A 14677-nucleotide genomic window follows, 5' to 3' on the forward strand; every position below is an offset into this window, starting at 1 on the left:
AAAATTACCCCACAACTAGTAAAATCGAAGCCTGATAGCTATCTCTCAGACTATTTTTCAAGTAACCGATAATTGTGAGTATTACCTATACCATGACAAGGCTCATTACTTGACCGTAAGCATTTTTAAGATTCTCTCTGGTTAGAACGTCTGTCTTTGAACCCACAGCGATAATTTTCTTGTTTAGCAATAAAAAGCGATCATAGTACTCTAAATTTTCTCCTAAATCGTGGCTAATCACTACTATGATTTTATTGTTCTGCTTGAGTTCAGATAAAATGTCAAAAATAATTTCTTCGGTCTTTTTATCTATACCTGCAAACGGTTCGTCAAAACATAACAAATCGGCTTGTTGAGCGATCGCCCTTGCCAGAAATACCCGCTGCTGCTGTCCACCCGACAGTTCACCAATCTGACGATTGCGGTACTCCAACATACCAACCCGTTTCAGGGCATCTATAGCAATCTCTTTAGATTGGCGGCTGGGTTCTCTAAACCAACCCGTATGGACTGTACGACCCATCATCACTACATTTCGCACCGCGATTGGGTAATCCCAGTCTATTTGATTGCGCTGCGGCACGTAAGCCACACGCCGCAATTGGCTTTTCAGTGGTTTTGAGCAAAACTTTACCACACCGCTAGTTACGGGAATTAGTCCTAGAATCGCCTTAAGCAGAGTACTTTTACCCGCGCCGTTAGGACCGAACAAACCAGTCAGTTGTCCGGGTTGCAGGGAAAAGGAGACGCTGCTAATCGCCTCGGTATCCCGATACCGAACTGCCAAATTTTGGACTTCGAGCATTACTAAATATGAGAATGACTACCATTAACAAATTATGCCTTAAATATAAGGATAATCATTCTCGTATTTAATTGAGAGAGTTAGTTATAGCTATAACAGGCTTACCGCCAAAGAAAACCAAAGGGTGACTCTTGTCCTTATAAAGATAATGATTATCATTCAAAGGGGTTCTTCGCTCTCAATCGTTCAATAGAACAGAACCCTATTCCTCACTGTCCTGAAAGACTTCCGAAGAAAACATCTCCGTCAATGTGCGCAGGTAGGATAAAAACACTGCCATATCGTCGGGGGGCAAGCGATTGTACATTTCCCACCCCATTATTTTCAGCATTTCCTGCACTAGTCTCCAACTCACCCGTAAACGAGGGTATAACATGATGCAAAGGGGAAAGAGTTCTCGCTGCACCGAACGGATATCATCTTCTAAAACGCAAAGGCACAGATAAATCTGGAACATCTCCACATCGCGGATACTGGCAATTTTGACGATATTGCTATTGAGACGACCGCTGTAGCTTTCATAGCTGGGATTGAGACGGCAGACTTGCTGGCAAACCGATGTGGCAATTTTAGAACTAGCGGGTAGAAGATGCTGAACAGCAACAAGAGACGGAGAATTAAAGGGATGGTTGGCAGCGGCTCCATAGGCAGCGTGTAGTGGCATATACATATGGTCATCCATCACCTTTAGGTAAGGCGACCACAGCTTTTGTTCCGCACGTGAAAGCCAACTGAGTAACTTTTGCCCCGTGTAGTGAAACTGCATACTAACAAAGCCAATGGCACGGCGGTCAACGCTGGTGTATTTCTGCCGAACTTGACCGAAGTCTTTCCCCACAATTACGGACAGGCGGCGAGGGGTAAAGCCTTGAGCGTAGGCATCAAGGGTTTTGTGAAACAGATAGCGAGTATCAGCGGCAATTTCCAAAGGATTGACTAAGTTTGGGTCAACGCCGTGACGCCGAATTTCTTCAGAGAGTAAGTTTTCTGTCTCAGACCAAGCTTGAGCACTGGCTAAGGTCAGGTTTTGCATTAGCTTCTCAGTAGTGCGTTCTCGACCCTCTTTAGAGGTTACTTCCTTGAAATCGTCGGTTTCCTCTAACGGCGACGACTCGTCCTCTTGGGCAGTAACGGAAACATAGTATTTCCGCGCCCAGAGAACTGCCAGAGAATGAACATTTGATTTTTGGGAAGTCGTGTTTTTGGAAGTCGTGTCTAAAGAAGAACGGTCTTCAACGGGAGATTTGGAAGCTGAATGTCCTGGCGATGCCAATGGATAATTCATAAAGTAAATCCTGGTGGAAACTAAATTCCCTTGGATGAAAAGGATAGAGAGGTAAGTCTCTCTTGCCTGCTAACGAATAGGAGAGGTAGAGGACTAGGGAAGCATCCTTTCCTCTTTGGATTTTAAAGTTTAGATTTTGGAGTGAGTTCTAGGAGAGCCGATTGTGCCTATGCATATCCCTCAGCCCTAGGACGGTTCTCGAGTTGCTACCCTGATTTGGCTCAAAAACGGCTTTTGTCATATTTTTACTTTTTTTGTATTCCATAATACATTAAAGTGTTGATTGTTAAAAGAAATAACTATTTCTCATTTATGTTCTGGCAGGTTGGCACAAGCTAAGGGGTGTCAAAGCTTGATAAGCCTAATAGCGATCGCTATTAGAGTGACTGGCGATGAGGGATTAGAGACTCTCAGAAACCTGATGGGCTGAATGGATGAGTGACTTAGATCACTTTGAACAAGTTACTGCGCCCATTGCCGTAAGAGATAAGCGTAGTATAGCTCCTTATTTACTTTATCCATAGCCCAAATTTTTCTGCCATCCTTCTCTAGCTTGATTTTTCCCTGACTCAAACCCGTCGTTACGATCGCACTTTCCCATTCCCGCAGTTCAAAAAACTCTGGATGAGCGAGATAGGTGGTAGCCAGAACGTCCCAGAAGTAATAATCTTGGGGGATAACAAGGGCGTAACACTGTCCGGCAAAATCTGAGAGAGGATACTGACGCTGTTTACCTAACTGACGAACAAACTCGGAGGTAACGGGGACAGTGTTAGTGATGTCGAGGGGACACAGGATGATGGGAATCTGGGTTTGCCAAACCCGATGCACGGCGAGAGAGTCCCAGTAGGCATTCCATTCGGCTGAACCGTCCTGTCCCGCTTCTAGGCTTTTTTCAACGTTGCCAGGAACGTTGATAGCTCCTCCCATCCAGACAAGTTGCTCAATTTTGGCTTCGATTTCCGGTGCTAGGTCGAGGGCGGTGGCAAGGGTCGTTAATGGTCCTGTTACCATGAGTGTGACAGGTTGAGCAGCACTTAAAAGCGATCGCACCATAAAGTCTTGACCCGTTTCTCTCAGCAGAGGAGTCTGAATCGATTCGTGTTGGTTGAGAATCGGCAGATGATCGACAATAAAAGAATCGCGGCGGTAGAGAGTAGGGAAGGGATTGATACCCCGTACTGTACTTTCGGCAACAGGAATATCCGAACGTCCCATCAAATCTAGAATTTTGCGAGTGGCGCTGACAGCAGGTTGAATGTAGCAGTCGGCAGGGGTGACAATGATACCTAAGGGTTGGATGTGTTCCATCGTCAGCAGCAGTAGGGTAGCGAGATAGTCATCCACACCGCCATCGTGATCTAGAATTACCAGTGGTTTGGACATAGTGTTAAGTAGCTCAGCACCATTAAATTTAACAAGTGAGGGTCGTCATTTGTCATTGGTTATTTGTCCTGGTTTGACATGGGACTTCTCGCGGAAACGTTTAAGTACTGCGAGGTGAAATAGTGATTTGGTGAAGAAAATACTCAATAGATTTATCCTCTGGTTTAGGAAGCTTTCGTTTAAGCTAGTCAACGGGTTGTGGAAGTTACCAACTTGGTCAGTTGTTGTGGGTGCAATCCTGCTTTTAATAGGAGTTATCCTTACTACTGATGAACAACCTCAACTCTCCAAGATTCTGAATAATGTTGAAGCAATTAGTATTCTTGCCGCTGTTGTTGTCTTCTTCAAAGAAACTCCTAATCGAAAAAAGCAATTTTACTACCAAGCGTGGCGCACGATAGATACAGCGCACGGATTAAAAACCAGCTATGCAAGAGTTCAAGCACTGCAAGATTTAAACGAAGAGGGTGTCAGCTTAAGAGGATTAAACAGTCCTGGAGTTGATCTACAACGGATTAACTTACATCGAGCGTTTCTCTACGAAGCCATCCTCGAAGGAACCAACCTCCTTGCAGCCGACCTCAGTAGCAGTAACCTGAACAAAGCTAACCTCAATGCAGCCAACCTCAGTGAAGCCAACCTCAATAGAGCTGATCTCTGTGGAGCCAATTTGACTGGAGCTAATTTGAGTGAAGCTGACCTTTGTGGAGCTGACCTCATTGGCGCTCAACTCAGTCTAAGCAACCTGATGGGAGCTAATTTGAAGGAAGCCGACCTCAGTAGAGCTGACCTCGATAGAGCCAACCTTGGTAGAACCAACTTGACTAGAGCGGATCTGATTGGCACCAACCTGAATCAAGCTGATCTCAGTGGAGCCGACTTGAGTGGAGCCGACCTCAGTGGAGCCAATCTCAGTGGAGCAACCCTGATTGGCACCAACTTGAGTGGAGCCGACCTCAGTGAAGTCAATCTGAGTGGAGCTAACTTGAGTGGAGCTAACTTGAGCGAAGCTGACCTGAGTGGAGCCGACTTGAGTGGAGCCAACTTGAGCGAAGCGAATCTCCTAGGAGCCTACCTCAGTGAAGCCGAGCTTTTTGGTGCAAACCTGAAGAAAACTAACCTGCACACAACCAAGTTTTTAACTCCAGCCCAAATTAAATCTGCGCAAAATTGGCAGATCGGTAACTATAATGAGCAACTCCGCAAAAAACTAAACTTACCGCCAGACTAAAGATTGGGTGAATCTAAGATCTTGCACCAATTGCAACAATCTGCCAGTGGTTAAAACCACTATTGGTAACAATTTAAAAAAGTGTGCTTTTTGTCAATGAGTCAATATACTCAATGGTTTTGTTGTGGAGAATGATAATCATACCCTTGACAAGTGGGAGAAAAACTAGCTGTACTCGCCTTTTTCCCTACTTATCACGATTATTATTATCAAACCTTGTCATCAACTGGGGTTAAGAGACAGAATTCTCAACTTACCGTTAATAGTAGCGGTAGTATTAACCTTGAAAAGTCAGTAGTCTCGATGATCAGCAGGGAGCGTAAAGATTTTTACCCTAAACCATAGAAAATTTCTTGATTCTAGGCATTCTAGTCTATGATTGGATTGAATTAGATTTTCAATATTTTTATATGTCAAACTATTATAGCGTACATCCTAACTCCATTCAAAAAGTTCAATTAGCCTGGAAGCGCAAGAGTAATGGATGGGATCACCAACTAGCTGAAGAATTAGGGATATCGCTGCAAACGGTTAATCTTTTCCTAAAGGGTCAACCCATCGCGCAGCTAAATTTTGTATTAATCTGCCAAGTATTAGGGATGAATTGGCAAGAAATTGCCGGGATGAATATACCCGAAAATGCCCTAACTACTTCACCTATAGAAGTGAAGCTTTTGGAAATGGATGACAATCTCAATCCATCAGAAAAGAGTAGGATTGTTGATGAAGCCCTAAGAGATTTAGTCAGAACACTCTGTGAAATGTTAAGCCGGATAACCCGAAAAGCTGGAGATTTATTAAAGGCAGACCGGACTAGTATTTTTTTACTGGATAGAGAACGCCAACAACTCGGTTCAATCATTGCTGAAGATGGTGGTGGTGGTTCTCTTTTAATCGATTTACCTGTGGATAAAGGAATAGCCAGTTTAGCTGCTACATCCTTAAACACTATTAATATTCCATTTGATGTCTATGAAGATCCACGCTCTGAAGTCGCCAAACGTGTTGATGAAAGGACAGGATACCGTACCTATACCATTCTGGCTTGGCCCCTGTTAAATGAACAAAAAGATTTAGTAGCCGTTGTGCAATTACTTAACAAGCTAAAGCCAAATTATAACCCAAACGATGATTTATTAATAAGAATTGATCCGCATGGATTTACATCAGAGGATGAAGCGGTGTTTGCTAAATTTGTCCCTTCAATTATTAAAGTTCTTGAACGATGCCAGTTTTGCTATCAACTTGCCCAGAAACTGAGCAGAGACATTGCCCCCTTTCAATCGGGTGTGGGTTTAAAAGAGTCTGAACTCATTGCTCAACTCAGACGACAGGAGAAACAATTGCGGCAAATACTCCAACGAATTTAAGCCCAACAAATGGTGCTATGGAAAAGATTGTGGGAGGGAGTCTTTACCCGCATTCTCTACGCCGGACTTCGTGCCGCTAACGCTTTACTCGCTTCGTGATCGCACTCCTCGGAGCCTTTCCCTGCAGGGTAAACATATCAGTCATCAGGCAAGTTCTCAAAACTGGCAAATATTTGGGGGACTGACTGGGCAAGTTGGCAGTGCGTTAGCGGAGCTATCCGAAGGAATCGGATTGTCTCCAAGAGAAAGCGATTCTAGGTTTATGAGTCCTGCTAGAGGAGTGATATCTGTGATTTGGTTATTATGGAGGTGAAGCGACTCCCCATCCCCAACCACTGAACACCCACATACTGATCATCAGAGCAACGGTACTAGTTGATTTCATGGTTGATGAACTCCCTATAAAATATTGTCTTTAAATTGCCAGATGCTTAGTGTTGACGTGGTTCTTCCAAAGGTTTATTCAGGAAAAAGCGGATGAGGTCGGCAATTTCACTAGCGGCATATCTAGTAAAGGCATAGCCGGATAAATTTATTTTTTTGGAGTGAGAAGCTATTTGTAAAATAACTACCCATGAGTCGGTTTCGTAATGCCGTAAGCCTCTTCTGTGAGTCTTGTATCTCTTTGGGGTAAACACATTGACATCATCCAGTGAATATTTCATTTTTTTTACATATAAAAATCTTTCAATTTTGATACTTAACTTATTCTCAGATTTGTCAAATTCAACCCTTTTATTAGAGGGAAAGAAAACTCCTAGGATACCCAAGACAAGAAAAATAATGATAGGTAAATTAGGAAAAATTTTTTCACTAATGCATAACAAAAGTCCCAAAATACCAAGAATCAAAAAGGGAATAGATATCAATCTCACTGTCCAAATCAATTTAGCTTGGTCTTTAAGAGTTAAGTGAGTCGGAGTATGTTGTAAAATTTTTATGGGAATTTCTCCATCTACATCCCATTTTTGCTTTAGATTATTAGAAACTTGCTGCTGAAGTGGTTTTCCATAAGATGTATTCAGAAAACTACGGATCAGCTCTGCAAATTCAAGCGCTTGCTCTCGCTGCCAGAAATAACTTGCCGATAAGAGCCAAGAAAAATTAATTTTTCTTGAATGAGATATTGTTCCTAAAATAACTTTATAGAATACTAATACGACTTCTCCTTTCTTTCCTTGGGCTGCGGTTCTTTTTACCCTTACCGAGATATCCTTGAAAGAATATTCTCGAAAATGTTTTCCCAATAATCTTTCAGATTCAATGGTTAACTTACTTTGATTGTTGTCAAAGTAAAAGGTTTTGTGTGGAGCAAAAAATATCCCGATGCCACCTAACAGCACAAAGAGTCCAGACGTATAGAAAATCGAAATGTTTTTTTCATTAATGTGATTAATGATCAAAACGATACTCCCAAGAACTAAAACTACACCACAAAATAATCTTACCAACCCAGTCACGATCGCTGACTGTTGAAGACTCAGATGAGTTGAAGTATTCTCTACAATTTTCATTGATGAACCTTATCCAAGTGATAATTAACTACAGTTAATACGTGTCTTTGCAAACTGCTAATTGATTTTGCAAGTTGGCTCCGCGACTGGATCACCTTGAATGTAAGTCACAAACATCCGGTTTTGTAATTCTGTGAGAAGGCTAACATCTGTTATTTGGTTGTTACCGACGTAAAGAAACTCTAGGTTTGTGAATTTTAGTAGGGGACTGAAATCGGAAATTGGGTTGGCGATGAGGATAAGAGACTCTAGGTTTGTTAGTTCTGCCAAAGGGCTAATATCTGTGATTGGGTTAGCGGGAATGCCAAGATCCTCCAGATTCATAAGTTCTGCGAGAGGACTGACATCTGTGATTTGGTTATCTCTGAGGTAAAGCACCTCTAGGTTAGGAAGTCCTGCCAGAGGACTGACATCTGTAATTTGGTAGCCACTGAGGGAAAGCTCAGTGCGACTTAACAGATTCTCGGCAGCTTGTTCACAATCACTTGTGCCTGCGGCTTCTAACAGCGCCTCTACTGTTTTTCTCGCTTCGGCTGACAAACTTGCTTTTTGTTGACACCACTCTTTAAAAGAACTCCCAAGACTGGGTTCAGCAGCGTGAGCGACTCCCCAGCCACTGAACACCCACATACTGATCATCACAGCAACAGCACTAGTCGATTTCATAGTTGATGAACTCCCCATAAGTCTTGTCTAGATTGTTATCGAACTTCCGAGCAACTATCTCAGCCAGTCCTTAAAACGTAACCCTTTAGTCAAGGTTCTCCCTTCATGAACTATTTAGGGCTGCTATAGTGCCTATTACTGAATGCTGAACACTTATGCAATAAATCTAATTTTTTAACCTTCAGTATTAATACCTAGCAAAAACATACTGCATATCCTCACTCTCGATGAGAGATAGATAAATTAACAGCCATCTGTACTTTCTCTTAATGAAGGACTGAATCATGCGTCTATATCTAGTCAGCCTCTGCTTTGCCAGTATGCTGCTTTCGGTAACTCCTGCTTTCTTATCACCTACATTGGGCAAGTTTATGAAGAAATAGAAAAAGACGATCGGGCGTTGGATTACTACCAGCGAGCTTTGTCAATTTGGAGGGAAGTCGGCGATGATTATGACTATAGTGAATCTAGGGAAAGAGAAATCTCCGTTGTGCGGGATTCTCTGCTGGGAAATCCCCAGAGTAGCCCACCATGATCAAGCTGAGAATAAAGTTCCTCAGCCAGCACCGATACTGGAAAAGGATTCACCCATAGCACGCCGTATAATTCTCCCAACGGCTTATCGAGTCTTAAGAGCGCCCAATCGTCGGCATTTGGAAACTGGTTACCCTCGCTGAAGTCCGTACCAACTAGAGATTCAACAACCATAGCCGCATCAGATAATTTTTTAATAAAACTACTATTTCCGCCCCGAAATCCTGACATTAAAAATAAAAAAATCGTCCTGAAAGGAGCCTGAATTTAAGTAGCTTATAGTAGCTCCTACCTTAAGCTTTCGTTACAATTATGGCATTAACGACTGATCGTAATAAAAATAATAAAAGAGTTAAACTTAGTACAGGACTTGTATTTATAATGATTCTATGTTCTGGCTGTTTCGACCAGATCGATCAAGTAACATTCCAGACTTGTACAGATGCTGAAAAAACAGTAGACGCCGCTCAGAAAGACTATCAGCAGTTTCTTTATGGGCTAGCCAAAGAGGATACAGAGAAAGAAGCGATCGCACAGGCTGTAGTGATGGAAACGCTCAAAGATGCCGAAGAAGAAGCTTTTCGGATTTGCGAAGGGAATTGATGCCGAAGTTAACGCTTTCTAGATACCCCACACCCCACACCCCACACCCGAAGCGCCTAACAATGAGCAATGAAAAATATCAAACTGAGTACATTTTGGGAGTCGCTGCGCTCTAGCTACTGGTTTGTGCCAACACTCATGGCAGGGGGAGCGATCGCTCTAGCGTTTACGATAGTAACGCTTGACCAGTCCGGTAAATCTGGACCGATTCAGAAGTTGGGCTGGGTATACACGGGGGGACCCGATGGTGCGAGGACAGTGCTTTCAACGATTGCGGGTTCGATGATTACCGTTGCGGGTACTGCTTTTTCGATTGTCATTGTTGCTCTTACACTGGCTTCCTCACAGTTCGGTCCACGACTGCTGCGGAACTTTATGCAGGATACGGGTAATCAGGTGGTGCTGGGTACGTTCATCGCCACGTTTATCTACTGCTTGCTCGTTCTGCGGACTGTGCGGGGAGATGACTACAATGTATTTGTACCGCAGATTTCAGTAACAGTTGGTATCTTATTAGGCATAGCCAGCATCGGTGTGCTGATTTACTTTATCCATCATGCCTCTACTTCGATTCAATCCTGGTATGTTATTAGAGAGGTAAATAAGGATTTAGACTATGCCATTGACCACCTCTTCCCAGAACAGATCGGGCATGGCATACCAGAGAAGCGGCGGTGGGTTGAAGAAATTCCTGTAAATTTTGACGAAGAAGCTTCGCCAATTTTGGCAATTAACAGTGGCTATCTTCTGGCGATAGATGAGGAGCAGTTGCTGAAGATTGCCAAGTCAAAAGACCTCTTGCTGCGTCTCAACTATCGCCCAGGTCACTTTATCGTGCATAGACATGAAATTGTGAGGGTTTGGCATGGGGAACGGGTGAATGAGAAACTCACTCATCAAATTAATGATGCATTTATTCTGGGTTCGGAGCGCACCGAGCAGCAGGATGTGGAATTTTCTATTCAGCAATTGGTGGAAATTGCCCTACGAGCCATCTCCCCTGCTATCAACGATCCGTTTACCGCCATTCGCTGTATTGACAGGCTCAGTGCCGGACTTAACCGCTTGGCTCAAAAAGAATTCCCTTCCCCTTATCGCTACGATGAGGATAACAATCTGCGGGTGATTGCTAACCCAGTGACATTCGTAGGGTTAATCGATGAAGCGTTTAACCAAATTCGACAGTATGGTAGTTCTGATGTCGCAGTAACAATGCGCTTGTTAGAAGCGATCGCAATTATTGCCACCCAGACTCGTAACAAGAAAGACCGAACCGCGCTGCTGCGTCATGCTGAAATGATTAAGCGCGGTAGTCAAGAGGCAGTGTCGGAGGAGTGCGATCGCCAGGATATTGAGGAGCGATATTTGGCGGCGGTGAAGGTGCTACGACGGTAAGAATGGGGAGTGGGGAATAGGGAATTCTGCTTCACCGAGTCGCGCCCTTTGCTGAAGAGTTTGTGATCTACTGGTGGTGCAAGATAGGAGTTGTATGCACTCTTCACAACAGGATCGTCAAATTTGATAGAAAAACTAAAACCCCAAAACTTTATAGTGGAACTTCACGAATACATCAATAAGGTTAAAGATTGCTTGTAGACTGGAAGTAGGGGGTTATACTCTGTAGCAGCTTTTCAGGATTAAGTTATGGACCCGATCACACTTTCTGCAACAGCGATCGCAACTCTGGTAATCACCAAGGCGTTTGAAAAGTCTGGCGAAGTCTTGGGGGAAAAGGCACTGGAGCAAGGCGGGAAGTTGGTAAAATTGCTGAAAGAGCGATTTCCCAAGGCAGATTCGGCACTGGCGCGGGTGGAGGAGAAACCGGAAGATTGGGGGGAAGCGGTGCTGGAAATTGAAGCAGCGGCGCAGGCAGATCCGGAGGTGGCAGAAGCAGTTCAGGAGGTAGCGACGGCGGCGAAGGATAACGCGAATGCCGAGATTGTGCAGAAACTGGAAGCGATAGAAGCGGCGATAAAGGCGCAACAACCTACCACTAGACAGGAATTTGGTAAGGTGGCAGAGGTCGTTGAAAAAGCCGTTTTTGGTAATACCTTTCGGGATTTTAGTGGTGGCATTCACTTCTGACTCCAGTCGCCCGAACCGGAACGGGTAACGTTAAATCCGCCACAAAATCTTCCCTTCAGCGGCGTTGTTAAGTTTGTGGGACGGGAAGACATACTCAATACTCTACACCAGCAGTTGCAGGAAAACGAGCGGGTAGCGATTTGTGCAGTTGCGGGGATGGGGGGTGTTGGGAAAACGGAATTGGCGCGGCAATATGCTGGGGAACAGTGGCAGCAGGGGACGTATCCCGGTGGGGTGTGCTGGTTGCAGGCGCGGGGAGTCGATTTGGGGATTCAGATTGTTGAGTTTGCCAGAACTTATTTACAATTATCGATTCCGGAGGGGTTAGAGTTACCGCTTCAGGTGGCGTATTGCTGGCGGAATTGGTTCCACCCCCCAATCCCCCCTTACCAAGGGGGGGACACAGGGGGGGTTCTTATCGTCATTGATGATGTCATAGATTATCAGCAGGTGCGGCAATATCTGCCCCCAGATACGTCTCGGTTTAAGGTACTCATCACGACGCGGTTACAGTTGGGTGCGTCAATTCCCCATATCGCGCTGGATGTGCTGAAACCCTTAGCCGCATTCGCTTTATTAAAATCCTTTATTGGACGAGAACAACTGCAACCCGAACCCTGGGAAGGGCGAAAACTCTGTCGCTGGTTGGGATATTTGCCGTTGGGGTTGGAGTTGGTGGGGCGATATTTGGGGCGGAAACCCCATTTATCGTTACAGGAGATGCTGTCTCGGTTGCAGGCAAAACGGTTGGAACAGTTAGCGCTGAAAAAGCCGAAGTCAGAGGATGATATGACGGCGCAATTGGGGGTACGAGATGCGTTTGAGTTGAGTTGGCAAGAGTTGGATGAGTCGGCGCGGGAATTGGGGATAGGGTTAAGTTTATTTGCTTCTGCACCGATTCCCTGGCGATTGGTGGAGGGGTGTTTGGCGGAGATTGATGGGGAGGAGTTGGAGGAAATTAGGGATTATGGGTTAGTGAATCTGCATTTAGTGCAGCGTCAAGGGAAGGATTTGTATCAATTACATCCGTTGATTCGGGAATTTTTGATCAGTAAGCGGGAAGCGTCAGGGATAGCGGATGAGTTGAAGCGGGATTTTTGTCGGGTGATGGTAGGGGAGGCAGATAAAATTCCGGAGACACCGACATTGGCAGAGATTAAAGCAGTCAATCCGGTTATTCCTCATCTTGCAGAAGCGGCGACGAGTCAACAAGACTGGTTGATGGATGATGATTTAATAATGCCTTTTGGTGGTTTGAGTCGTTTTTATAAAGGTCAAGGACTCTATAATCAAGCTGAACCTTGGTATGAAGATTGTTTATCCGTCATTCGCCAGCGTTTGGGAAAAAATCATCCCCATGTTGCTACTAGCCTGAATAATTTAGCATTACTCTACCTTTTTCAAGGACGCTACCAGGAAGCTGAACTTGTTTATCTAGAGGCTTTAGCACTATTCAAACGCCTGTTGGGAGAAAATCATCCCGATGTTGCTACTAGCCTGAATAATTTAGCAGGACTCTACTATTATCAAGGACGCTACCAGGAAGCTGAACCTGTTTATCTAGAGGCTTTAGCGCTGAGAAAACGCCTGCTGGGAGAAAATCATCCCCATGTTGCTTCTAGCCTGAATAATTTAGCAGGACTCTACTATTCTCAAGGACGCTACCAGGAAGCAGAACCGCTTTATCTAGAGGCTTTAGCGCTGAGAAAACGCCTGCTGGGAGAAAATCATCCCCATGTTGCACAAAGCCTGAATAATTTAGCAGAACTCTACTCTTCTCAAGGACGCTACCAGGAAGCAGAACCGCTTTATCTAGAGGCTTTAGCGCTGAGAAAACGTCTGCTGGGAGAAAATCATCCCGATGTTGCACAAAGCCTGAATAATTTAGCAGGACTCTACAAATCTCAAGGACGTTACCAGGAAGCTGAACCTCTTTATCTAGAGGCTTTAGCGCTGAGAAAACGCCTGCTGGGAGAAAATCATCCCTCTGTCGCTACTAGCCTGAATAATTTAGCAGGACTCTACCTTTTTCAAAGACGCTACCAGGAAGCTGAACCTCTTTATCTAGAGGCTTTAGCGCTGAGAAAACGCCTGCTGGGAGAAAATCATCCCTCTGTCGCTACTAGCCTGAATAATTTAGCATTACTCTACCTTTTTCAAGGACGCTACCAGGAAGCTGAACTTGTTTATCTAGAGGCTTTAGAACTGACTAAACGCCTGCTGGGAGAAAATCATCCCGATGTTGCTTCTAGCCTGAATAATTTAGCATTACTCTACCTTTTTCAAGGACGCTACCAGGAAGCTGAACTTGTTTATCTAGAGGCTTTAGCACTATTCAAACGCCTGTTGGGAGAAAATCATCCCGATGTTGCTACTAGCCTGAATAATTTAGCAGGACTCTACTATTATCAAGGACGCTACCAGGAAGCTGAACCTGTTTATCTAGAGGCTTTAGCGCTGAGAAAACGCCTGCTGGGAGAAAATCATCCCCATGTTGCTTCTAGCCTGAATAATTTAGCAGGACTCTACTATTCTCAAGGACGCTACCAGGAAGCAGAACCGCTTTATCTAGAGGCTTTAGCGCTGAGAAAACGCCTGCTGGGAGAAAATCATCCCCATGTTGCACAAAGCCTGAATAATTTAGCAGAACTCTACTCTTCTCAAGGACGCTACCAGGAAGCAGAACCGCTTTATCTAGAGGCTTTAGCGCTGAGAAAACGTCTGCTGGGAGAAAATCATCCCCATGTTGCTTCTAGCCTGAATAATTTAGCAGAACTCTACTCTTCTCAAGGACGCTACCAGGAAGCAGAACCTGTTTATCTAGAGGCTTTAGCGCTGAGAAAACGCCTGCTGGGAGAAAATCATCCCGATGTTGCACAAAGCCTGAATAATTTAGCAGGACTCTACTATTCTCAAGGACGCTACCAGGAAGCAGAACCGCTTTATCTAGAGGCTGTCGCCATTGCCGATCGCACGTTAGGCTCTAATCATCCCAATACTATTCTCTACCGTAATAATCTGCAAATCCTGCGCGATAGATTACGCCATTCTCCCTGACGGTGCTGATGGGAGTGGGTTGGAAGAGTTTGGCAACGGATGGGGTAACGGATGTAACGGATGGGTTATTGATGTCACCGAGAAATTATCGAAATTACCGATAACTCGTCCGCTATTAAAACGGGATTAGGTTCTGCCAAG

General features: G+C 44.5%; 13 protein-coding genes. 6 read left to right on the forward strand and 7 right to left on the reverse strand.

Going from position 1 to position 14677, the window contains the following annotated elements; genetic code table 11:
- Positions 1 to 85: 85 nt before the first annotated feature.
- From IQ257_RS12710 to IQ257_RS12720, 3 genes are all read right to left on the reverse strand, one after another.
- Positions 86 to 805: a metal ABC transporter ATP-binding protein gene (locus IQ257_RS12710; RefSeq protein ID WP_193877149.1), complete on the reverse strand. Its 720-nt coding sequence runs from the start codon at positions 803 to 805 to the stop codon at positions 86 to 88.
- 202 nt (positions 806 to 1007) lie between these two features.
- A complete protein-coding gene (locus tag IQ257_RS12715) occupies positions 1008 to 2090 on the reverse strand; it encodes a hypothetical protein (RefSeq protein ID WP_228060666.1) in 1083 nt (360 codons plus the stop codon).
- A gap of 462 nt (positions 2091 to 2552) precedes the next feature.
- The gene (locus tag IQ257_RS12720) at positions 2553 to 3476 is read right to left on the reverse strand and encodes a nucleoside hydrolase (protein WP_193877146.1); all 924 of its coding nucleotides are present in this window, start codon (positions 3474 to 3476) and stop codon (positions 2553 to 2555) included.
- A 130-nt stretch (positions 3477 to 3606) separates the two neighbouring features.
- On the opposite strand from IQ257_RS12720, the gene IQ257_RS12725 reads away from it, so the two are divergent.
- Positions 3607 to 4707, forward strand: a complete 1101-nt coding sequence (locus IQ257_RS12725) for a pentapeptide repeat-containing protein (RefSeq protein WP_322744308.1) — start codon at positions 3607 to 3609, stop codon at positions 4705 to 4707.
- A gap of 410 nt (positions 4708 to 5117) precedes the next feature.
- Entirely contained in the window at positions 5118 to 6077 is a 960-nt protein-coding gene (locus IQ257_RS12730) for a GAF domain-containing protein (RefSeq protein WP_193877142.1), read from the forward strand.
- Between the two features lie 156 nt (positions 6078 to 6233).
- Here the strand turns inward: IQ257_RS12730 and IQ257_RS31195 are convergent, their stop codons facing one another.
- The 4 genes from IQ257_RS31195 to IQ257_RS12750 all read right to left on the reverse strand — a co-directional run bounded on the left by IQ257_RS31195 (position 6234) and on the right by IQ257_RS12750 (position 9022).
- Entirely contained in the window at positions 6234 to 6413 is a 180-nt protein-coding gene (locus IQ257_RS31195) for a leucine-rich repeat domain-containing protein (protein ID WP_193877139.1), read from the reverse strand.
- A 95-nt stretch (positions 6414 to 6508) separates the two neighbouring features.
- Positions 6509 to 7591: a hypothetical protein gene (locus IQ257_RS12740; RefSeq protein ID WP_193877137.1), complete on the reverse strand. Its 1083-nt coding sequence runs from the start codon at positions 7589 to 7591 to the stop codon at positions 6509 to 6511.
- A gap of 57 nt (positions 7592 to 7648) precedes the next feature.
- Positions 7649 to 8257, reverse strand: a complete 609-nt coding sequence (locus IQ257_RS12745; protein ID WP_193877135.1) for a leucine-rich repeat domain-containing protein — start codon at positions 8255 to 8257, stop codon at positions 7649 to 7651.
- 456 nt (positions 8258 to 8713) lie between these two features.
- Positions 8714 to 9022 carry a hypothetical protein gene (locus IQ257_RS12750; RefSeq protein ID WP_193877133.1) on the reverse strand — a complete coding sequence of 103 codons (309 nt, stop codon included), beginning with the start codon at positions 9020 to 9022 and terminating at the stop codon, positions 8714 to 8716.
- Positions 9023 to 9172: 150 nt separating this feature from the next.
- Between IQ257_RS12750 and IQ257_RS12755 the strand changes: the two genes are divergently transcribed.
- From IQ257_RS12755 to IQ257_RS12770, 4 genes are all read left to right on the forward strand, one after another.
- Positions 9173 to 9394: a hypothetical protein gene (locus tag IQ257_RS12755; protein ID WP_193877131.1), complete on the forward strand. Its 222-nt coding sequence runs from the start codon at positions 9173 to 9175 to the stop codon at positions 9392 to 9394.
- Between the two features lie 69 nt (positions 9395 to 9463).
- A complete protein-coding gene (locus IQ257_RS12760; RefSeq protein WP_193882693.1) occupies positions 9464 to 10789 on the forward strand; it encodes a DUF2254 domain-containing protein in 1326 nt (441 codons plus the stop codon).
- Between the two features lie 249 nt (positions 10790 to 11038).
- A complete protein-coding gene (locus IQ257_RS12765) occupies positions 11039 to 11479 on the forward strand; it encodes a hypothetical protein (RefSeq protein ID WP_193882690.1) in 441 nt (146 codons plus the stop codon).
- A 75-nt stretch (positions 11480 to 11554) separates the two neighbouring features.
- Positions 11555 to 14536 carry a tetratricopeptide repeat protein gene (locus tag IQ257_RS12770; protein ID WP_193933058.1) on the forward strand — a complete coding sequence of 994 codons (2982 nt, stop codon included), beginning with the start codon at positions 11555 to 11557 and terminating at the stop codon, positions 14534 to 14536.
- Positions 14537 to 14677: the final 141 nt, after the last annotated feature.

The organism is Coleofasciculus sp. LEGE 07092 (genome assembly GCF_015207375.1).
Lineage (GTDB): Bacteria > Cyanobacteriota > Cyanobacteriia > Cyanobacteriales > Coleofasciculaceae > LEGE-07092.

Excerpts from the sequence above, each read along its gene's own strand:
- IQ257_RS12710 (WP_193877149.1), bottom strand. The coding sequence starts at position 805 with ATGCTCGAAGTCCAAAATTTGGCAGTTCGGTATCGGGATACCGAGGCG.
- IQ257_RS12715 (WP_228060666.1), bottom strand. The coding sequence starts at position 2,090 with ATGAATTATCCATTGGCATCGCCAGGACATTCAGCTTCCAAATCTCCC.
- IQ257_RS12720 (WP_193877146.1), bottom strand. The coding sequence starts at position 3,476 with ATGTCCAAACCACTGGTAATTCTAGATCACGATGGCGGTGTGGATGAC.
- IQ257_RS12730 (WP_193877142.1), top strand. The coding sequence starts at position 5,118 with ATGTCAAACTATTATAGCGTACATCCTAACTCCATTCAAAAAGTTCAA.
- IQ257_RS12740 (WP_193877137.1), bottom strand. The coding sequence starts at position 7,591 with ATGAAAATTGTAGAGAATACTTCAACTCATCTGAGTCTTCAACAGTCA.
- IQ257_RS12745 (WP_193877135.1), bottom strand. The coding sequence starts at position 8,257 with ATGAAATCGACTAGTGCTGTTGCTGTGATGATCAGTATGTGGGTGTTC.
- IQ257_RS12750 (WP_193877133.1), bottom strand. The coding sequence starts at position 9,022 with ATGTCAGGATTTCGGGGCGGAAATAGTAGTTTTATTAAAAAATTATCT.
- IQ257_RS12755 (WP_193877131.1), top strand. The coding sequence starts at position 9,173 with ATGATTCTATGTTCTGGCTGTTTCGACCAGATCGATCAAGTAACATTC.
- IQ257_RS12760 (WP_193882693.1), top strand. The coding sequence starts at position 9,464 with ATGAAAAATATCAAACTGAGTACATTTTGGGAGTCGCTGCGCTCTAGC.
- IQ257_RS12765 (WP_193882690.1), top strand. The coding sequence starts at position 11,039 with ATGGACCCGATCACACTTTCTGCAACAGCGATCGCAACTCTGGTAATC.